Below are 19784 nucleotides of genomic sequence, written 5' to 3' on the forward strand. Positions count from 1 at the left end.
GGCGGCTCAGTCGCCGCGCAACACCTCGAGCGCGTGCTGCAGGTCCGGCGCGTACGGCGAGGTGAAGCTCACCCGCTCACCCGTGCCCGGATGCGTGAAGGACAGCTCGTGCGCGTGCAGCCACTGTCGGGAGAGCCCGAGCCGCGCCGACAGGGTCGGGTCGGCGCCGTACAACGGGTCGCCGACGCAGGGATGCCGGTGCGCGGCCATGTGCACGCGGATCTGGTGCGTGCGACCGGTCTCCAGGTGGATCTCCAGCAGCGACGCGCCCGGGAACGCCTCGAGCGTCTCGTAGTGCGTGATCGAGTCCTTGCCATCGGGCACGACGGCGAACTTCCACGAATGCGAGGGATGCCGTCCGATCGGCGCGTCGATCGTGCCGGCGAGCGGATCCGGGTGCCCCTGCACGACGGCGTGGTAGATCTTGTCGACCTCCCGCTCCTTGAACGCCCGCTTGAGCGCCGTGTAGGCGCGTTCGCTGGCGGCCACGACCATGAGCCCGCTCGTGCCGACGTCGAGGCGGTGCACGACGCCCTGCCGCTCGGCGGCGCCGGTCGTCGCGATCCGGAAGCCCCCGGCTGCCAGCGCTCCGAGGACCGTGGGCCCCTCCCAGCCCACCGAGGGGTGGGCTGCGACGCCCGCGGGCTTGTCCACGACCACGATGTCGTCGTCGTGGTAGACGACACCGAGGTCGGGCACGGCCATCGGGACGATCTCGGGCTCGCGACGCGGCTGCCAGGACACATCGAGCCAGCCGCCGGCGCGCAGGCGGTCGGACCGCCCCATCACCCGGCCGTCCATCTCGACGCCTCCGGCGTCCGCCACCTCCGCCGCGAACGTCCGCGAGAAGCCGAGCATCTTGGCCAGGGCCGCGTCGACGCGCACGCCGTCGAGGCCGTCCGGGACGGGGACGGAACGCGATTCCATGCTCAGTCCCTGGGCGCCGCGTCGTCGGCCGGCGCGACGACGGCGTCCGGCTCCGCCCGCTTCTCGCGCGTGCCGTCCAGCCGGCGTCCGGTGAGGACCAGGACGGCGATCGAGATCATCATGGTGACGATGAAGCAGTCGGCGACGTTGTAGATCGCCGGAGTGGTCCAGAACCACATCCACGGCGTCGAGACGAAGTCCACGACGTGCCCGACGCCGAAACCCGGCTCACGGAACAGCCGGTCGCCGAGGTTGCCCGCGACGCCGCCCAGGAGAAGGCCCAGCACCACCGCCCAGGCACGCGAGCGGACCCGCGTCGCGGTGACCACGATCACGATCGCGACGGCGGCCAGCGCGATCGTGAAGATCCAGGTGAACCCCGCACCGAAGGAGAAGGCCGCTCCCGAGTTGCGGATGAGGTAGAGCCCGAAGGCATCGCCCAGAACGGGGACGAGCTCCTCCGGCGGCAGGAACGTGATCGCGAGATACTTCGTGAACTGGTCGACGGCCAGCACCGTCACCGCGAGGATCGCGATGAGGATGCCGGCCGTCGCGGGGCGAAGCGTGGGCCGTGCCGACACCTGCCGGGCCTAGAGCCCGATCGCCGACACGGGCGTGGAGCCCGAAGAGTTCGCGCTGCTGTCGAGCTCGCGAAGCTTGCCCTCGATGAGGTCGCGCAGCTGCGAGCGGTAGTCGCGCTCGAACTGGCGGAGCTCCGTGATGCGTCCCTCGAGGTTGACGCGCTCCTTCTCGAGACGCGCGATCTCGTCGCGTCCCTTGGCCTCGGCCTCGGCGAGGATCGACGCCGCCTGCGACTTCGCCTCGGAGATGAGCTGGTCGCGCTGCGCCTTGCCCTCTGCGACGTGCTCGTCGTGCAGACGCTGCGCCAGCTCGATGATGCCCGCGGTCGCGGCGGTGCCGCTCTCGGCGGCGGGAGCCGGAACGGGGGCGGGCGCCGGTGCCTCGACGACCTTCTCCTCGACGACCTCGGCCTGGGGCGCGGCGGCCTCGCCGGACTCGTACGCGGCCAGCTTCGCCTTCAGCTCCTCGTTCTCGGCGATCGTCTTGCGCCATTCGACGACGATCTCGTCGAGGAAGTCGTCGACCTCATCGGGGTCGAAGCCTTCCTTGAACCGGACGTGCTGGAACTGCTTGGTGACGACGTCATCCGGAGTCAATGCCATGGTGTTCCTCGTTTCAGGCGTACGGCGGGGCCGGGGGGTTGGTGCCCGCAGTGCGGACCGATTGAATCCAGCATAGTCCGGGCGTCACAGGGTGTCGAAGCTCACACACTGCCGAGCACCCGAGTCACAGAAAGCAACATGAAACACAGCAGCACCGTCAGCGCGAAGGCGAAATCGATCGCGACGGGACCGATGCGAAGCGGAGGGATGACACGCCGGAACAGCCTGATGGGCGGGTCGGTGACCGTGAAGACGAGCTCCGCGGCCACGAGACCCGCGCCCTTGGGCCGCCATTCCCGGTTGAAGACCGGGATGTACTCGAGGACGAGCCGGACGAGCAGCAGAAGCAGGTAGATCAGGAGAAGGGTGTTCGCGATCTGGGCGACGAGGCGGACGACCTCCACGGGCTGCTACTGCTGGGGGAAGCCCGCGGCTTCCGGGTCCGCCTGTGCCACGGCTCCGTCACCGGAGACGGCGACGTTCTCGGGCGAGAGCAGGAACACCTTGCTGGTGACCCGCTCGATGCGCCCGTAGAGCCCGAGCGAGAGACCGCTCGCGAAGTCGATGAGACGGCGGGCATCGGCATCGCTCATCTGCGAGAGATTGATGATGACGGGGATGCCGTCGCGGAAGTTCTCGGCGATCACCTGGGCGTCGCGGTACTGCTTGGGGTGCACCGTGAGGATCTCCGACACGGGGCCCACGGCGGGCTGGCGCACGACGGCAGGGCGGTGCAGCGGCGTGACGGGCGCCGCGGGCTTCTCGACCTGCTCGCTCTTTCGCACGGGGCGGGCCTGCGCCTGCTCCTCGTAGGCCTCCTCCTCGTCGGCGAGTCCGAGGTAGACCATGGTCTTCTTCAGCGGGTTCGACATCGCATCCTCCGTTTGCTCGTCTGTCAGAGAGGCTATCCGTGCAGGGGCCTCGGCCCCGTGATTGCCGAGCCGATGCGCAGGTGTGTCGCGCCTGCGGCGATCGCCTCGACGAAGTCGCCGGTCATGCCGGCGGAGATCCAGTCCGCCGTCGGCGCGCTGACGCGCAGCCGCTCGGAGCACTCGTGCAGCCGGGCGAAAGCGCGCGCCGGGTCCTCGCCGAGCGGGGCGACGGCCATCACGCCGCGCAGCCGTAGGGAGGGGCAGGCCGCCTGCACATGGTCGGCCAGCCGTTCGAGGCCGTCCGGCGCCACGCCGCCGCGACCCGCATCCGCCGTGAGGGCGACCTGCAGCAGCACGTCGAGCACGGGAGCCTCCGGCTCCGCGGCGCGATGGAGCGCATCCGCGAGACGATCACGGTCGACCGAGTGCACGACCGCCGCCGCCTCGCGGATCGCCCGCGCCTTGTTGGTCTGGGCCTGCCCGATGAAGTGCCACTCGAGATCCGGCAGCGCACGGAGCTCCGCGGCCTTCGCACTCAGCTCCTGCTGCCGGTTCTCCCCCACGCTGCGCACGCCGAGGCGATGCAGCTCCGCGACGAGGGAGGCCGGATGGAACTTCGTCACGACGATCCTCGTGAGCTCCGCGGGCGCACGCCCGGCGGCCCGCGCCGCCTCGGCGATCCGCGCGTCGACCGCGGCCAGGCGCGCGGCCAGGTCGTCGGCCACGGCGGGTTACTTCAGGAAGTCGGGGATGTCGAGGTCGTCATCGCCGAACGCGGAGTCGTAGGACGCCGGCTCGGAGAGCCCGGCGGCGACCGGCACGGCGACGGCGGGCGTCTCGACGGGCGCCTCCCCCGCTGCTTCCTTCTTCTCCTCGACGGCCACGGGTGCCGTGGCCGGGCGCACCGCTGTGACCGGCTCGATGCGCGGCGAGGGCTCGCCGCCGTCGAAGCCCGCGGCGATGACGGTGACGCGCACCTCGTCGCCGAGCGTGTCGTCGATCACCGTTCCGAAGATGATGTTCGCCTCCGGGTGCGCGGCCTCCTTGACCAGCTGCGCGGCGTCGTTGATCTCGAAGATTCCGAGGTTGGAGCCGCCCTGGATCGACAGCAGCACCCCGTGCGCGCCCTCGATAGAGGCCTCGAGCAGCGGGGACTCGACCGCGAGCTCCGCGGCCTTGATGGCGCGGTCGGCGCCCCGCGAGGAGCCGATGCCCATCAGCGCGGAGCCGGCGCCCTGCATGACCGACTTGACGTCGGCGAAGTCGAGGTTGATCAGACCGGGGGTCGTGATGAGGTCGGTGATGCCCTGCACACCGGCCAGCAGGACCTGGTCGGCCGTGGCGAACGCCTCGATCATCGAGATCCCGCGATCGCTGATCTCGAGCAGGCGGTCGTTGGGAACGACGATGAGGGTGTCGACCTCTTCCTTGAGCTTGGCGACACCCGCCTCCGCCTGGCTCTGACGGCGGCGGCCCTCGAAGGAGAACGGCTTCGTGACGACGCCGATCGTGAGCGCGCCGATCGACTTCGCGATGCGCGCGACCACCGGCGCACCGCCCGTGCCCGTGCCGCCGCCCTCGCCCGCGGTCACGAAGACCATGTCGGCCCCGGCGAGGGCTTCCTCGATCTCCTCCGCGTGATCCTCCGCGGCGCGACGGCCGACCTCGGGATCGGCGCCCGCGCCGAGCCCGCGCGTGAGCTCGCGGCCGACATCCAGCTTCACGTCGGCGTCGCTCATCAGCAACGCCTGGGCGTCGGTGTTGACGGCGATGAACTCCACGCCGCGAAGGCCGAGCTCGATCATGCGGTTGACGGCGTTGACGCCGCCCCCCGCCGACGCCCACGACCTTGATCACCGCGAGGTAGTTCTGGTTCTGGCTCATGCCGGCCTCCGTCTTCGTCCCGAACCGCTCTGCCGCATCCGCCTCAACTTTCACCTTTTACTGTAAGGTTAAAGTTATACTCGGTATGCAATTCCTGGATCGAAAGTACGGTCCACGAGCCCGCGCGCCGGGATGCGCGCGGCGTGTCGCGCAGAACGTCCTCGGATCCGCGTGTCAGCGGATGACGACGGCGTCCGGCGACGACACGTCGTAGGAGGCGGCGCCGGGACGGGCGGCCATGCTCTTCTGCAGCACGAGCGACTTGAGGGCCGAGCGGTCCGCGCTCCCCCACACGACCTTCGTGCCGCCGAGCGTGAGCGTGACGTCGTCCGGCGTCGAGGCCGACACGGCCGTCACCGTGGCCCGCAGTTCGGCCGGCAAGGCGCGCATGACCCTTCCGACGGCGGCGAACGAGGGCGAGCCCACGCCGCCGTCGACGCTGAGCTGCGGATAGCCGGCGGGCGCCGTCGCCGTGGTCGAGAGCGCGACTCCCGCGGCGTCGACGAGGGTGTACCCGGCCGCCGAGGGGAGCACGCCGATCGGGGTGCGTTCGACGATGCGCACGACGAGCTCGTGCGGCGGCACGGCCTCGAGCGTGTAGGACTCCACGAGCGGGAAGGCGACCATCGCGGCCTTCACTGCCGACTCGTCGACCGCGGCGAGCGGCGTGCCCAGCTGTCCCTCGAGCGCGCTCTCCACGGACGCGGGGTCCAGCTGGGACGTGCCGACGACCTGGATCTGCTCGACCGCGAACAGCGGGCTGTACGCCGCGCCCACCGTGACCAGCACGAGCAGGACGAGCGAGGCCACGACTCCGAGCCAGATGCGCCGCCGTCGCCGGCTGCGGGCCGTGAAGCGGCGCACCTCCGCCCGCAGGGCGCGGCGCCGGGCCCGCGACGCACGCCACAGGTCGCCCAGGCCGAGCTGCCGCTCGCCGTCGGTGCGTTCGTCCGGCCCGGCGGCGACCGGGTCGGCGAGCGTCAGCAGGGGTGCGATCGGTGCGGTCTCCTGCTCGTCGGCGACCGATGGCTCCGGCGTCCGGGGCGTGATCGGGCGATCCGGGACCCGGGACGGGGGCGGAACGGAGGCGCGCGGCTCCTCTCCCCCCGGCGGGGGCGGCAGCGGCGTCGGGCGACGCACGGTCAGCCGTTCGCGGCGGCGGGGCGGTCGAGCGCCTCGAGCACCTGCGGGATGAGCCGGTAGACGTCGCCGCATCCGAGGGTGATGACGAAGTCGCCCGGCTGGGCGATGCGTGCCGTGTAGTCGGCCGCCTCCTGCCAGTCGGGCACGAACCGCACCCGCGCCGGGTCGGCGAACGCATCGCTCACGAGCGCGCCCGTGACGCCCGGAACCGGGTCCTCACGAGCGCCGTAGACGTCCAGGACGACGGTCTGGTCGGCGAGACGCTCGAGCACCTCGGCGAACTGGGGCGACATGAGCTGCGTACGCGAGTAGGTGTGCGGCTGGTGGATCGCGATGAGACGTCCGTCGCCGATGACCGTCCTCGCCGCCGAGAGCGCGGCCTCCACCTCGGTCGGGTGGTGGGCGTAGTCGTCGTAGACGCTCACGCCCCGCACGGTCCCGTGCAGCTCGAACCTGCGCACCGTGCCGGCGAATCCCTCCAGCGCCGCGGCCGCCGCGCCGAGCGGATGGCCGAGCGCTCGGAGCACCGCGACCGCCCCGGCGGCGTTGATCGCGTTGTGGACGCCGGGCACGCCCAGGCGGACACGGGCGGACTCGCCGCCGGCGGAGACTCTGAAGGCCACCGGACCGTCCGTGTCGATCTCGTCCAGTCGCACGTCGGCGTCGGCGGCCGTCCCGAACGTCGTGACGCGCCGGTGCGTCAGGGCGGCGGCCACGCGCTGGGCGCCGGGGTCGTCGGCGGAGATCACGACCGCCTCGCTCGCCGCATCCGCGAACCGGACGAAGCCGTCGAAGAACGCCTCGCGCGTGCCCCAGTGGTCGAGGTGGTCGGGGTCGACGTTCGTGATCAGCGCGACCGAGGTGTCGTAGAGGAGGAAGGTGCCGTCCGACTCGTCGGCCTCGATGACGAAGAGCGGATCGGCGCCGCCGGCGCTCGAGACGCCCAGGCCCGCCACGACGCCCCCGTTCACGAAGCTCGGATCGGCGCCGAGCCGCTGCAGGGCCGTCGCGATCATGCCGGTCGAGGTCGTCTTGCCGTGCGCACCCGCGACCGCGACGAGACGGCGGCCGCCGATGAGCCAGTGCAGCGCCTGCGAACGGTGGATGACGTGCAGCCCCCGCTCCTTCGCCGCGAGGAACTCCGGGTTCTCCGGCCAGATCGCGCCGGTGTGCACGACCGTGTCCGCGTCGTCGGGCAGGTGCGCCGCGTCGTGCCCGACGAACACCTGCGCGCCCCGCGCGGCGAGATCCCGGAGCGCCGCGGAGTCGGAGCGGTCCGAGCCGGACACGCGGATGCCGCGATCGAGGAACATGCGCGCGAGCCCGGACATCCCGGAGCCGCCGATGCCGATGAAGTGCGCGGCCCCGATGCGCTCGGGGATGGGGAGGGTGAGATCGGGTCGGATCATGGCCCGACAAGTCTAGGTTCGCGCGGCTCGGAGTGAGCCGCGGGCACGCCCGGCGCGGACGAAACGCCTCAGCGTCCGGCGAGGGCGTCGTCGATGAGGGCGACGACGTCCTCGGCGCCCGTGCGGGATCCGACGACGGCCGCGGCGCGGCGCATCGCAGCCAGGCGCGGCGCATCCGCCAGCAGCGGCACGACCTCCGCCCTCACCCGGTCCGGTGTCAGCTCGGCGTCCGCGATGAGCAGGGCCGCGCCGGCCTCGACGGCCGAACGCGCGTTGAGCGCCTGCTCGCCGTTGCCGACCGCGTACGGCACGTACACGGCGGGGATGCCGAGCGCACTGATCTCGGACACCGTCGCCGCACCGGAGCGCGAGACGATGACGTCGGCGATCGCGAAGGCGAGGTCCATCCTGTCCTCGTACGGGCGCACGACGTATCCCGCGACCCCGGGATCGGCACCCGTCCAGCGGGCACCCGTGAGGTGCACGAGCTGATAACCGGCTGCGAGCACGCCCCGGAAGGACCCCGTGAACGCCTCGTTCAGGCGCTGCGCGCCGAGCGAGCCGCCGAAGACGAGCAGGGTGGGCCGATCCGGGTCCAGCCCGTAGTGCGCAGCCGCGTCGGCGCGCAGCGCCGCGGGGTCCAGGTCGACGATCTCGCGGCGCAGCGGCATCCCGACCACTCGCGCTCCCCGCAGCGGCGTGCCCGCGAAAGCCACCCCCACGGCCGCCGCGCGGCGGGCACCGAGAACGTTGGCCATGCCGGGCCGCGCGTTCGCCTCGTGCACGACGACGGGGACGTGCTCGCGGCGCGCCGCGAGGTACGCGGGGGCGGCGGCGTACCCGCCGAAGCCCACGACCACGTCGACGCGGTGCTCGCGCAGCTGGGCGCGGACGCCCGCGACCGCGCGGCGCAGCCGCCACGGGAAGGCCAGCGCCGCCCTGTCCGGCCGCCGCGGGAAGGGCACCTTGTCGACGAAGAGGAGCTCGTAGCCGCGCTGGGGCACGAGTCTGGCCTCGAGCCCCTCGCGTGTGCCGAGCACGAGGACGACGGCGTCGGGATCGCGTGCGCGCAGCGCGTCGGCGACGGCCAACAGCGGATTGACGTGGCCCGCGGTCCCGCCGCCGGCCAGGAGGTAGGTGGTCACCGCGCGACCGCCCGCGCGCGCGGCGGCAGATCCCGCGCGAATGCGAGGATGACTCCGCACGCCACGAGCACCGAGACCAGCGAGGTCCCTCCCTGCGAGACGAAGGGCAAGGGGACGCCGAGGACGGGGAAGACGCGCAGGACCACCGCGATGTTGATCGCGGCCTGGCCGATGATCCAGGTCACGACGGCGCCCGTCACGATGCGGGCGAAGGGGTCCTGTGTGCGACGGATGACGTGGAACATCCCGACGGCCATCAGCACGAACAGCCCGATCATGACGAGGCATCCGATGAGCCCCAGCTCCTCGCCGACGATCGCGAAGATGTAGTCGTTGGCGGCCGCGGGCAGCCAGCTGTACTTCTGCTTCGAGTTGCCGAGCCCCAGCCCGAAGACCCCTCCGGCCGACAGTCCCCAGATCCCGTGCAGCGACTGGTAGCACATGTCGCGGTAGCAGGCCGCCGTGTCGGTGTCGAGGAAGCTCAGGATGCGCCGCATCCGGTTGGGGTTCGTGACGGCCGCGACAGCGACGGCGGCCGCCATCCCCAGCAGGGGCAGGATGAAGATCCGCAGCCGCACCCCGGAGAAGAAGAGCGCACCGAGGAAGACGAGCACGAGCATCATGGTCGTTCCCAGGTCGCCGCCCTTGAGCACGAGGCCCATGGCGAGGATCGCGACCGGTATGACCGGGATGTAGACGTGCTTCCAGCGGCGAAGGAGCGGCCCCTTCCGCGCGAGGATGGTGCCCATCCAGATCGCGAGCGCCAGCTTGATGAACTCGCTGGGCTGGGCCTGGATGCCGCCGATGTGGATCCAGTTGGTGTTGCCGTAGTCGGTGACGCCGAGGCCCGGCACGAACACGAGCAGCTGCCCGCACAGCGCGGCGATCAGCAGCGGCCACGCGATCCGCTTCCAGAACCGCGTGGGCACGCGGGAGACGATGAGCATGAGCGGGATGCCGATCGCGGCGTAGATCGCCTGCTTGATCGCATCGTCGTAGGGGCCGCCACCGGCTTCGACCGAGGTCGCGCTCGTGGCGGAGAGGATCATCACGATCCCGAAGCCCGTCAGGATCAGCGCCGACGAGAGGATGAAGATGAACTCCGGCGGAACCGGTGCGAACACCCGGCCGAGACGGATGCGGGCGGCCAGTCCGCCGCGGGGTGCCGGCTCAGCGGCCGGGGACTGCCGGGGAGGACGGATCGTGGTCGTCATCCTCATCCTCTCCGAATCTCGCCCGCACCGCCTCCGCGAATCGTCGACCGCGGTCACCGTAGGAGGCGAACTGGTCGAAGGACGCCGCCGCCGGTGCCAGGAGCACGACGTCGCCATCCGCCGCCAGCGAGATCGCCGCTTCGACGACCGCCGCCATGATGTCCTCAGTCTGGGTGTGATCCACTTCGACCAGCGGCACCGTCGGCGCGTGTCGCGCGAACGCCGCCGTGATGGGGTCGCGATCGACTCCGATCACGATCGCGGCCTTCGCGCCCTGGCCGCGTCCTGCGACGAGCTCCGAGATGTCGACGCCCTTCAGAAGGCCGCCGAGGACCCACACGGCGCCGGGGAACGCCGCGAGCGAGGACGCCGCGGCGTGCGGGTTGGTGGCTTTGGAGTCGTCGATCCACGTGATGCCGCCCGCGCGCGCCACGATCTCGATCCGGTGCGGGTCGAGGCGGAACGCGCGCAGCGCCGAGCGGATCGCGGCGGGCTCGACGCCGGCGGCGCGCGCGAGTGCGCTGGCCGCGAGGACGTTGGCCACGACGTGCGGCGCGGCGAGCCCCGCCTCCGCCAGCTCCTCGAGCGTCGTGAGCTCCAGCGCCGACGTCCGGCGTTCCGCGAGGAACGCCCGGTCCACGAGGATGCCCTCGACGATCCCGAGGTCGCTCGGCCCCGGGACGTCGAGGCCGAACCCGATCGCGCGGGCGCCGTCGACGACGTCGGCGTCCTCCACCATCCGGCGGGTCGCCTCGTCGGCACGGTTGTAGACGCACGCGACCCGCGTGTGACGGTAGACGACGGCCTTCGCGTCCCGGTACGCCTCGAAGGAGCCGTGCCATTCGAGGTGGTCGTCGGCGAGGTTGAGGCACACGCTCGCGAGCGGCGAGAGCGGATCGGGTCCCGTCTGGAGGCCGAGGTACCAGAGCTGGTGGCTGGAGAGCTCGACCACCAGGACGTCGAAGCCACCGGGGTCGCGCACGGCATCCAGCACGGGCACCCCGATGTTGCCGCACGGCGCGGCGCGGAGTCCGCCCTCGCGGAGCATCGTCGCGGCCATCCGCGTCGTGGTCGTCTTGCCGTTGGTGCCGGTCACGAGAACCCAGTCCGCGGGCGTCCCATCCGAGCGCAGGACCTTGTCGCGCACGCGCCAGGCCAGCTCGATGTCGCCCCACAGCGGGATGCCGGCATCCCGCGTCCAGGCGATGACGGGGTGGTGCGGCGGGAAGCCGGGCGAGGCGATCACGATCTCGGGCCGGTGGTCGAGCAGAGCCGCGGGCGGCGCGTCGAGCGGTCCGGTGTCCACGCGCGCACCGATCACCGGCAGCAGCCGGGCGTACTCCTCGTCGATGGACTCGGTGACCACGAGCACGTCGGCGCCGAGCTCGGTCAGCGTGTCGGCCACCGCGAAGCCGGTCACGCCCGAGCCGAGGACGGCGATGCGGACGCCCTTCCAGTCGGCGTGCCAGCTGGTGAGCGCGTCGATCCGCTCGCTCATGCCCGCACGAGCCATTCCACGTACAGCAGCCCGACGCCGCTGAGCGCGAGGAGTCCCGCGATGAGCCACATCCGCACCACGATCGTGATCTCGCTCCAGCCGCGCATCTCGAGGTGGTGGTGCAGCGGACTCATGAGGAACAGCCGTTTCCCGCGCGTGAGCTTGAAGTAGAAACGCTGCAGGATGACCGAGCCGGAGGCGATGACGTACACGCCGCCGATGACGGCGAGCAGGATCTCGGTGCGGGTGAGGATCGCGAGCGCCGCGATCACGCCGCCGATCGCCATCGACCCGACGTCCCCCATGAACACCTGCGCCTTGGGCGCGTTCCACCACAGGAACCCGACGAGCGCGCCGATGAAGGACGCGGCGATGATCGCGAGGTCGAAGGGGTCGCGGGTCTGGTAGCACGCGGCCTGCAGCCCGCGCTCGAGCGCGTCGAGGTCGCACGGCTGCTTGAACTGCCAGAACGCGATGAGCGCGAGCGCGCTCGTGACGAAGATCGCCGAGCCCGCCGCCAGTCCGTCGAGCCCGTCCGAGACGTTCACCGAGTTGGACGCGGCGACGCCGATGAGCGAGAGCCACACGAGGTAGAGGATCCAGCCGATCACGAGCCCGAACGCCATGAACGACAGGGCGGGGATGTCGCGGAACACCGATACGTATGCGCTCGCAGGGGTCTGGCCGTCGCCGTTGGGGAAGTTCAGCGCGACGACGCCGAAGACCACGACCACGACGACCTGGCCGCCGACCTTGCGCCAGCCGGAGAGGCCGAGGCTGTTCTGCCTGCGGACCTTCATGAAGTCGTCGATGAAGCCGACGATCCCGAAGCCGAGCATCATCCAGATCACCAGGAGCCCGGAGATCGTCGGCGGGTTGTTGCCGGCGTAGGTCCCTACGAAGTAGCCGACGAGGGAACCCGCGATGAAGATCGTGCCACCCATCGTGGGGGTGCCGCGCTTGGCCGCATGGCTCGGATTGTGGTCGTCCTCGGGCGTGCGGATGACCTGTCCCCAGCCCCAGGCGCGGAACAGGCGCAGGAACACCGGGGTGAGGAAGAGCGTGAAGGCCAGCGAGATCGCCGCTGCGGTCAGGAGGGATCTCACGAGAACGATTCTCCCAGACGGTCGCCGAGGAACCTCAGACCCGCGGAGTTCGACGACTTCACGAGCACGCGGTCGCCGTCGCGCAGCTCGCCGAGAAGGTACTCGAACGCCTCGTCGGCGGTGGCGAAGAAGACCGCCTCATCGCTCCATGATCCCTCCGCGATGGCCGCGAGGTACATGCGGCGGGCCTCCGCGCCGATCACGACGATGCGCGGGATCCGCAGCCGGACGGCGAGCTCGCCGATGCGGTCGTGCTCCTCGCCGGCCTGTTCGCCGAGCTCGCTCATCGCCCCGAGCACGGCGACGGCGCGCTCGCCCGGCGCCGTGATCTGCGCGAGGGTGCGCAGGGCGGCCGCCATCGAGTCGGGGCTCGCGTTGTAGGCGTCGTTGATGATGCGCACCCGGTCGGAGCCGAGCGGCTGCATGCGCCAGCGCTCCGCGATCTCCACGGTCTCCAGGGCCGCGACGCAGTCGGCAGGCTCGACACCGAGCGCGGTCGCCGCCGCGACGGCGGCGAGGGCGTTCATGACGTGGTGGGCGCCCAGCACCCGCAGGTTCACGGGCATCGACGCGCCGTCGACCGTGAGCACGAACCGGGTGCCGGATGCGGAGACCTCGACGTCGTGGGCTCGCACGGCGGCGTCGGCGTCCAGGCCGAACCAGCGCACCTCGACGCCGCGATCGGCGGCGATCGGCGCCATCCGGCGCACACGCGGATCGTCCGCGTTGAGCACCGCGAGCCCGCCAGGGCGCACGGCCTGCACGAGCTCGGACTTCGCGCGGAAGGTCTCCTCGATGCCGCCGAAGCCGCCGGCGTGCGCGAGCCCGACCATGAGGACGATCCCGATGTCGGGGGTCACGAGCCCCGCGAGGCGTGCGATCTCACCGGGACCGCTCGCGCCGAACTCGCTCACGAGGAACCGCGTGGCGGGACCGACACGCAGCATCGTGAGGGGCGCTCCGACCTCGTTGTTGAACGAGGCCCGGGGGGCGACGGTCTCGCCGGCGCCCGCCATGATCCGCGCCAGCAGGTTCTTCGTCGTCGTCTTGCCGTTGGAGCCGGTGATCCCGACGACCCGGAGCCGTCCCGTCGCACGGACCTCCGCGACGACCGCGCGGGCGAGGTCGGCGAGGGCGGCGACGACGTCCGGGACGACGATCTGCGTGACGGGCGTGTCGACGGGCCGCTCGACGATCGCGAGGACGGCGCCCGCGGCGACCGCCGCCGGGACGAACAGGTGCCCGTCGGTCTCCGCGCCGGGCTTGGCGACGAAGACGCCGCCGGGGACCATCTGACGGGAATCGGTGTCGACGGGGCCGTCGACGATCGTGTCGGGGGTGTCCGCCCCCGAGAGGCGGAGTTCTCCGCCGACGATATGGGCGATGCGATGCAGGGGGAAAGGAGTCATGTGAGAGGGGGCGCGCTCAGCCTGTCTGCGGCAGCACGACCGGCTGGGTCGTGGACGGCGGGACCCGGAAGGTCTTGAGCACCTGGGTCATCGCCTTCTGGAAGGCGGGCGCGTTGGCCGCAGACGAGCGTACCGCAGTCGGCTCGTCGAGCGTGACGGCCACGAGGTACTGCGGGTCGTCGGCGGGGGCGAACCCGATGAGCGAGGTGTAGTAGACGTCGCTCTTGTAGTGGCCGTTGCCGTCGGTCTTCTGCCCCGTCCCGGTCTTCAGCCCGATGCGGTAGCCGGGGATCTTCACCTGGTCGGCGACGGAGCCCTGCAGCGCGACGTTCTCGAGGATCTCGCGCATCTGCGCGGAGGTGTCCGGGCTGACGACCTGCGTCGTGGCCGGGGCGGGCGGCGTGTCGACCGTGCCGTCGGGGTGCGTGCACGACTCGACGAGCGACAGCGGCACCTTCTGGCCGTTGTTGACGATGCCGACGTACGCGTCCATCAGCTCCGGGATGGTCGTGGTCAGACCCTGACCGTAGGAGGTGTCGTAGAGCATCTGGTTGTTCCACTGGTCGGGCGGGTAGACCAGGCCCTTCGCCTCGCCGAGGAAGTTCACCGCGCTGCCGGAGCCGATGCCGAACCGCTGGAGATAGTCGTATCGGGTCTGCGGGCTGACGCGCTCGCTGAAGACCGAGGCGCCCACGTTCGACGAGTTGATCAGCACGCCGGCGAGCGTGTAGTTCTCGGTCGGGTGCATGTCGGCGTCGATCACACGGGCACCGTTGTCGAAGGACTTGGCCGCGGGGACCTCGGCGGTCGAGGTGGGCGACTGTCCCGCCGCGTCGATGAGGGTCGACGCGGTGATCGCCTTGAAGGTCGACCCGGGCTCGAACGTGCTGTTGAAGATCCGGCTGTAGAGGTAGGAGCCGGGGGCGTTGATGTTGTTCGGGTCGACCGTCGGGTACTCGGCGGCGGCGCGGATCTTGCCGGTCTTGACCTCGACGACCGTGATGGTCCCGTAGTTCGCGCCCATGTCCTGCACACTCTGAGCGACCAGCTGCTGCAGGTACCACTGCAGATCGCTGTTGATCGTGAGCTTCAAGGTGCCGCCGTCGACGGCGGGCTTCTCCGTCTCGGTGCCCGGGATGATGTTGCCGTCCATGCCCTGCTCGTAGGTGACGCTGCCGGCGGTCGGCGAGAGGCACTGGTTCTGCGCGTCCTCGAGTCCGGCGAGCGGATTGCCGTCGCTGCCGACGAAGCCGACGAGATTGCCGGCGACGGCGCCCGCCGGGTAGGCGCGCGCCGGATTCGCACGGAACGCGAGGAAGGGGAGGTTCAGGTTCTTGAGGGCGACGTACTTCGCGGTCGAGAGCCCGGTCGCGAGGGGCGCGTACTGCGAGCCCGGATCCTTGGCGAGCGCATCGGAGACGAGCTTCTGGATGTCGTCCGGGTTCTGTCCGGTGATCGCACCGATCTGGCCCGCGGCGGTCGGCCAGTCGACGGTCGTGGTCGTGCCGTCGGCGCCGATCCGCTTCACGGGACCGACCGTGCTCGGATCCAGCTGGGCGTCGTAGGTGAGGATGCTGTCTGCCAGCACCGTGCCGTTCTCGTCCACGATGGACCCGCGCGTGCCGTCGATCGGCTTGCTGACGCCGATCCCCATCGACAGCGACTGGGCGATGTTCGCATCCGCGTTCACGACCTGGATGTCGACGAGCCTGACGACGAACGCGATGACGATCGCCAGGACGACGCCGAGCGCGACGACGGTCCGGCGGCGGGGGGTACGGGTGCTTCTGGTCGTCATGCTCTCAATGGGTGGCCGGTGTCGGCAGGCCTTCGGTCAGCGTCGGGGGTGTCACGGTCTCTGGGGCGGTCGGCGGCGTGGACGTCGCGGGCTTCTCGACGCCCGTGATGGTCGCATCCGGCGCGGTGACCAGGGGGGTCTGGGCGATGAGGTTGTTGCCCACGAGCCCCCGGTGGAGCGCGTCGACCGACGACGCGGGCGCGGCGGGCTGCTGCGCGCCGAGGATCGCGCCGTCGCTGAGCCGCAGATAGCTCGGCGACTCGTCGATCACCATGCCGAGGGCGGTCGCGTTCGCGGCGAGGTACTGGGGCGAGCTGAGCCCCGTGATGTCGTCGGCCAGGATCTGCTTCTGCCAGGTGAGCTCGGTCTGCTGCTGGGTCAGCGCGGAGATCTCGAACGAGCTCTGCGTCGACAGAACCGACAGCAGCATCTGCGCGCCCACGATCGCGAGGGCGCCCGTGAGAGCGAGGATGCCGTAGGCCAGACGCGGACGTCGGCGGCGCGTCGGCGCGGGCACCGGGGTGAGGATGCGGCGCGGGATGTCCGCGCCGACCTCCTCGGGTCGACGTCCGGGGGCGCGGAGCACGCCGGTCGCGGCGCTCATGCGGCCTCCCTGATCCGCTCGGCGGCGCGCAGGCGCACCGGCGTCGCGCGCGGGTTGCGCGCACGTTCCTCCTCGGAGGCGAGCTCCGCCCCCTTCACGAGCAGGCGGAACCGCGGCGCGTGCTCCGGGAGCTCCACGGGCAGGCCCGCGGGCGCGGTCGACGCGGACGCGGCCTGCAGCACTCGCTTGACCAGCCGGTCCTCGAGCGACTGGTAGGACATCACGACGATGCGCCCACCCACGCGCAACAGGTCGAGTGCGGCGGGAACGGCGCGCTCGAGGACGGCCAGCTCGCCGTTGACCTCGATGCGCAGTGCCTGGAAGACCCGCTTGGCCGGGTGCCCGGCGTGCGAGAGCGCCGCGGGGGTCGCGGCATCCAGGATCTCCACGAGTCGCGCCGACCGGTCGATCGGCGCCTGCGCGCGCGCCGCGACGATGGCTCGGGCATAGCGCCCGGCGAGCTTCTCCTCGCCGTATCGCTCGAAGATGCGGCGCAGGTCGCCCTCGCCATAGGTTGCGAGGACGTCGGCGGCGGTGGTCCCCGTCGTCTGGTCCATGCGCATGTCCAGCGGCGCGTCGCGTGCGTACGCGAACCCTCGGTCGGCCTCGTCCAGCTGCAACGAGGAGACGCCGAGATCGAACAGCACGCCGTCGACGCGCTGGAGGCCGGCACCGGCGACCGCCTCGGCGATCCCGTCGTAGACCGTGTGCACGAACGTCACGCGGTCGCCGAACGGGGCGAGGCGCCGGCCGGCGACACGCAGCGCGTCGGTGTCGCGGTCGAGGCCGATCACGTGGAGTCCCGGGAAGCGCTCGAGGAGCGCCTCGGTGTGCCCGCCCATGCCGAGCGTCGCGTCGACGACGACCGCGCCGGGCACGGAGGCCGCCGGGGCGAGCAGCTCGACGCAGCGTTCGAGCAGGACGGGGGTGTGGATGTCGCGGAGGCTCATGGTCTCGAGGGCCGCTCCCTCGGCTCCGATCCCCCTCCGCTCGTCGACCTGGCGCCGGGGAAGTGCGTCAGGGCGTGAGCGGCGGGGAGTCGCAGCCGAGGGCTCAGAACAGGCCCGGGATCACCTCCTGCTCCATGTCGGAATAGATCTCTTCGTTGCTGGCGGCGTAGGCGTTCCACGCCTCCGCGTTCCAGATCTCGGCGTGCGCTCCGACGCCCGTGAGCACGAGCTCACGCTCGAGTCCCGCGTAGGCGCGCAGTGCCGGCGGGATGGTGACGCGGTTCTGGCCGTCGGGGGTCTCGGCGCTCGCGCCGGAGAGGAACATGCGCAGGAAGTCCCGCGCCTGCTTGTTGGTCAGCGGCGCCTCACGGATGCGGTCGTGGACGCGCTCGAACTCGCTCGTGCTGAACACGTAGAGACAGCGCTCCTGGCCCCGCGTGATCACGATGCCGTCTCCGAGATCGTCGCGGAACTTGGCCGGGAGGATGAGCCGGCCCTTGTCGTCGAGCTTGGGGGTGTGGGTGCCGAGCAGCATCCGAACATCACCACCCTCCTTCGTCCGGCCACGAGGTGGCTCCACCATACTCCACGTTCCTCCACATCACTACCCTCACGCTCCACCAGAGCACGATCTGCCCCCACGAGCGCCGTGCGCGCGCACGAAAAAGGCGCCGACCCGGGGGTCGGCGCCTTTCAGCGGGGTGGTGCGGGAGACTCAGCGGCCTTCTTGGCGGCGGTCCCATCGGTCGTTCATACGGTCCATGAACGAGGCCCCGGACGGCTTGGCCGCGCGCGGCGCGTGGGCGACGCTGCTGCGGAGGTGGCGGGAGGGGGTGAGGGCGAACACGACGCCGCCCAGCATCACGACGAACCCGACGACGCCCACGACGATGATCTGCGACGAGAGGCCGAAGACGAGCACGCCCAGTCCGGCGAGGACGAGCAGGGAGCCGATGACGATGTTGCGGTAACTGAGCGCGCGCGTTCCGCCGTCCGCCTTGACGACGTCTGCGTCGTTGCCCATGAGATGGCGTTCCATCTCATCGAGCAGACGCTGCTCTTGTTCGGAGAGTGGCATGCATCCCCCTCGGATGATGATCGTGCCCAGATTCTACGCGGGGCCTCGGGAACTAGGCTAGGCCCGTGTCGAGCTCCCCGGATCCGATCGAGGCGGTTTCCCAGCGTCTGAGTACCTTCTTCGCCGCTCAGCGTCAGGAGACGGAGTCGTGGGGACCCGAGGCGGCCGCGCTGCTGGAGGTCGCCGCATCCACCGTCGCCGGCGGCAAGCGGCTGCGCGCGCGCTTCTGCCTGACGGGCTGGGAGGCCGTGGCCGAGACGCACGGCGACCTCTCCTCTCCGCCCGAGGCGGTCGTCTCCGCCGCCGCCGCGCTCGAGGTCTTCCACGCCGCCGCGCTCGTGCACGACGACATCATCGACAACTCCGACACCCGGCGAGGACGCCCCGCCGCCCACCGGCAGCTCGAGGGCGCGCACCGCGATGCGCGCTGGCACGGCGACGCCGCCGCCTTCGGCCGTTCCGCCGGCGTGCTGCTGGGCGACCTGCTCGTGGCGTGGAGCGACGACCTGCTCGAGTCGGGGCTCGCGCACGCCGGAGCCTGCGCCCCCGACGCGCGCCGCCAGTACGCGATCATGCGGCGCGATGTCACGGTCGGGCAGTTCCTCGACATCGCGGAGGAGTCCGCCTTCGCCGTCTCCCCCGACGAGGAGCACGCCGAGCGGGCGCTGCGGGTGGCATCGCTGAAGTCGGCGCGTTACAGCGTCGAGCAGCCCCTCCTCATCGGTGCCGCGCTCGCCGGCGCGGACGAGGGCCAGCGCGCGGCGCTCAGCGGGTTCGGACATCCCATCGGCATGGCCTTCCAGCTGCGCGACGACGTCCTCGGCGTCTTCGGCGACGAGCGCGAGACCGGCAAGCCCTCCGGAGACGACCTGCGCGAGGGCAAGCGCACGGTTCTGATCGCCTACGCCCGCCAGGGCGTCCCCGCCGCAGTACGTCGGACGATGGACGAGCTGCTGGGCGATCCCGCCCTCGACGCCGAGCAGATCGGCTCGCTGCAGCGGACCCTGGTCGAGTCGGGCGCCGTCGACCGGGTCGAGCGGCTCATCGCCGACTACGCGCGAACCGCCGACCGCGCTCTCGCGGGAGCCGACCTCGGCACCCGCGCCGTCGGGCGGCTCCGCGACCTCGCGCGCGCCGCGACCGAACGCCGATCCTGATCAGGCGAGCGTCCTCGCCACGCGGCGCACCTCGCTCTTCCGGCCGGCACGCAGCGCCGCGAGCGGGGGCTGCCCGATCGTGTCGTCCACCGCGAAGAGCCAGTCGATCGCCTCGTCGTCGCTGAGGCCCGCGTCGCGCAGCGCGAAGACCGTGCCGCGAAGCGAGGCGAGCGGACGGCCCGACACGATGAACGCCGCCGGGACCGCGAACACGCCGGTGCGCCGCGAGCCGATCAGCTGCGCGTCGTCGAGCATTCTCCGCACGCGTCCGAGCGGTTCGTCCAGCACCGACACCAGGTCGGGAAGGGTCAGCCAGGCGGTGTCGAGGGGTTCGGTCGTCTCTGCCACACAGCAACTATCGCACCGGATGCGGCCTCGCGCCGCCGCGTGAGGCCGCGGACCGGCT

General features: G+C 71.4%; 20 protein-coding genes and 1 pseudogene. 1 reads left to right on the plus strand and 20 read right to left on the minus strand.

The features are described 5' to 3' along the window. Nucleotides 1-6 precede the first annotated feature (6 nt). From QE381_RS05070 to QE381_RS05160, 19 genes and pseudogenes are all read right to left on the minus strand, one after another. Complete coding sequence (locus tag QE381_RS05070) at nucleotides 7-927, minus strand: RluA family pseudouridine synthase (protein WP_307216033.1); 921 nt, start codon at nucleotides 925-927, stop codon at nucleotides 7-9. Between the two features lie 2 nt (nucleotides 928-929). Continuing rightward, nucleotides 930-1508, minus strand: a complete 579-nt coding sequence (gene lspA / locus QE381_RS05075) for a signal peptidase II (RefSeq protein ID WP_307216035.1) — start codon at nucleotides 1506-1508, stop codon at nucleotides 930-932. Nucleotides 1509-1517: 9 nt separating this feature from the next. Further along, nucleotides 1518-2111 (minus strand): DivIVA domain-containing protein, encoded by a 594-nt coding sequence (locus QE381_RS05080; RefSeq protein ID WP_307216036.1) that lies wholly within the window; start codon nucleotides 2109-2111, stop codon nucleotides 1518-1520. A 101-nt stretch (nucleotides 2112-2212) separates the two neighbouring features. After that, nucleotides 2213-2515 (minus strand): YggT family protein, encoded by a 303-nt coding sequence (locus QE381_RS05085; protein ID WP_307216037.1) that lies wholly within the window; start codon nucleotides 2513-2515, stop codon nucleotides 2213-2215. Between the two features lie 6 nt (nucleotides 2516-2521). Next, complete coding sequence (locus tag QE381_RS05090) at nucleotides 2522-2983, minus strand: cell division protein SepF (protein WP_307216038.1); 462 nt, start codon at nucleotides 2981-2983, stop codon at nucleotides 2522-2524. A gap of 32 nt (nucleotides 2984-3015) precedes the next feature. Continuing rightward, entirely contained in the window at nucleotides 3016-3708 is a 693-nt protein-coding gene (locus QE381_RS05095; RefSeq protein WP_307216040.1) for a YggS family pyridoxal phosphate-dependent enzyme, read from the minus strand. Between the two features lie 6 nt (nucleotides 3709-3714). After that, nucleotides 3715-4867 (minus strand): annotated as a pseudogene (gene ftsZ / locus QE381_RS05100) (cell division protein FtsZ). A gap of 174 nt (nucleotides 4868-5041) precedes the next feature. After that, nucleotides 5042-6007, minus strand: a complete 966-nt coding sequence (locus QE381_RS05105; RefSeq protein WP_307216042.1) for an FtsQ-type POTRA domain-containing protein — start codon at nucleotides 6005-6007, stop codon at nucleotides 5042-5044. A 2-nt stretch (nucleotides 6008-6009) separates the two neighbouring features. Continuing rightward, nucleotides 6010-7419 carry a UDP-N-acetylmuramate--L-alanine ligase gene (murC, locus tag QE381_RS05110; protein ID WP_307216044.1) on the minus strand — a complete coding sequence of 470 codons (1410 nt, stop codon included), beginning with the start codon at nucleotides 7417-7419 and terminating at the stop codon, nucleotides 6010-6012. A 68-nt stretch (nucleotides 7420-7487) separates the two neighbouring features. Beyond that, complete coding sequence (locus QE381_RS05115; protein ID WP_307216045.1) at nucleotides 7488-8564, minus strand: glycosyltransferase; 1077 nt, start codon at nucleotides 8562-8564, stop codon at nucleotides 7488-7490. Beyond that, nucleotides 8561-9778, minus strand: coding sequence for a putative lipid II flippase FtsW (gene ftsW / locus QE381_RS05120; protein ID WP_307216047.1), 1218 nt, complete (start codon nucleotides 9776-9778; stop codon nucleotides 8561-8563). Before ftsW ends, QE381_RS05115 begins: the two co-directional genes overlap by 4 nt. After that, a complete protein-coding gene (gene murD, locus QE381_RS05125; RefSeq protein ID WP_307216049.1) occupies nucleotides 9735-11276 on the minus strand; it encodes a UDP-N-acetylmuramoyl-L-alanine--D-glutamate ligase in 1542 nt (513 codons plus the stop codon). Before murD ends, ftsW begins: the two co-directional genes overlap by 44 nt. Further along, entirely contained in the window at nucleotides 11273-12382 is a 1110-nt protein-coding gene (mraY, locus tag QE381_RS05130) for a phospho-N-acetylmuramoyl-pentapeptide-transferase (protein WP_307216050.1), read from the minus strand. The genes murD and mraY overlap by 4 nt, the downstream gene beginning before the upstream one ends. Next, nucleotides 12379-13791, minus strand: coding sequence for a UDP-N-acetylmuramoyl-tripeptide--D-alanyl-D-alanine ligase (murF, locus tag QE381_RS05135; RefSeq protein WP_307216052.1), 1413 nt, complete (start codon nucleotides 13789-13791; stop codon nucleotides 12379-12381). The genes mraY and murF overlap by 4 nt, the downstream gene beginning before the upstream one ends. Before the next feature lie 16 nt (nucleotides 13792-13807). Then, complete coding sequence (locus tag QE381_RS05140) at nucleotides 13808-15589, minus strand: penicillin-binding protein 2 (RefSeq protein WP_307216054.1); 1782 nt, start codon at nucleotides 15587-15589, stop codon at nucleotides 13808-13810. 4 nt (nucleotides 15590-15593) lie between these two features. Beyond that, complete coding sequence (locus tag QE381_RS05145) at nucleotides 15594-16193, minus strand: hypothetical protein (protein ID WP_307216056.1); 600 nt, start codon at nucleotides 16191-16193, stop codon at nucleotides 15594-15596. Beyond that, entirely contained in the window at nucleotides 16190-17143 is a 954-nt protein-coding gene (gene rsmH / locus QE381_RS05150) for a 16S rRNA (cytosine(1402)-N(4))-methyltransferase RsmH (RefSeq protein ID WP_307216058.1), read from the minus strand. The genes QE381_RS05145 and rsmH overlap by 4 nt, the downstream gene beginning before the upstream one ends. 103 nt (nucleotides 17144-17246) lie before the next feature. Then, a complete protein-coding gene (gene mraZ, locus QE381_RS05155; protein WP_307216060.1) occupies nucleotides 17247-17678 on the minus strand; it encodes a division/cell wall cluster transcriptional repressor MraZ in 432 nt (143 codons plus the stop codon). 180 nt (nucleotides 17679-17858) lie between these two features. Next, entirely contained in the window at nucleotides 17859-18221 is a 363-nt protein-coding gene (locus tag QE381_RS05160; protein ID WP_307216061.1) for a DUF3040 domain-containing protein, read from the minus strand. Between the two features lie 65 nt (nucleotides 18222-18286). Here QE381_RS05160 and QE381_RS05165 point away from each other — a divergent pair, with 65 nt between their 5' ends. Continuing rightward, nucleotides 18287-19378, plus strand: a complete 1092-nt coding sequence (locus QE381_RS05165; RefSeq protein ID WP_307216062.1) for a polyprenyl synthetase family protein — start codon at nucleotides 18287-18289, stop codon at nucleotides 19376-19378. Here QE381_RS05165 and QE381_RS05170 read toward each other — a convergent pair whose 3' ends face one another. Further along, nucleotides 19379-19726, minus strand: a complete 348-nt coding sequence (locus QE381_RS05170; RefSeq protein WP_307216063.1) for an Rv2175c family DNA-binding protein — start codon at nucleotides 19724-19726, stop codon at nucleotides 19379-19381. It lies immediately after the preceding gene. Nucleotides 19727-19784: the final 58 nt, after the last annotated feature.

The organism is Microbacterium sp. SORGH_AS_0888, from assembly GCF_030818905.1.
Taxonomy (GTDB): domain Bacteria; phylum Actinomycetota; class Actinomycetes; order Actinomycetales; family Microbacteriaceae; genus Microbacterium.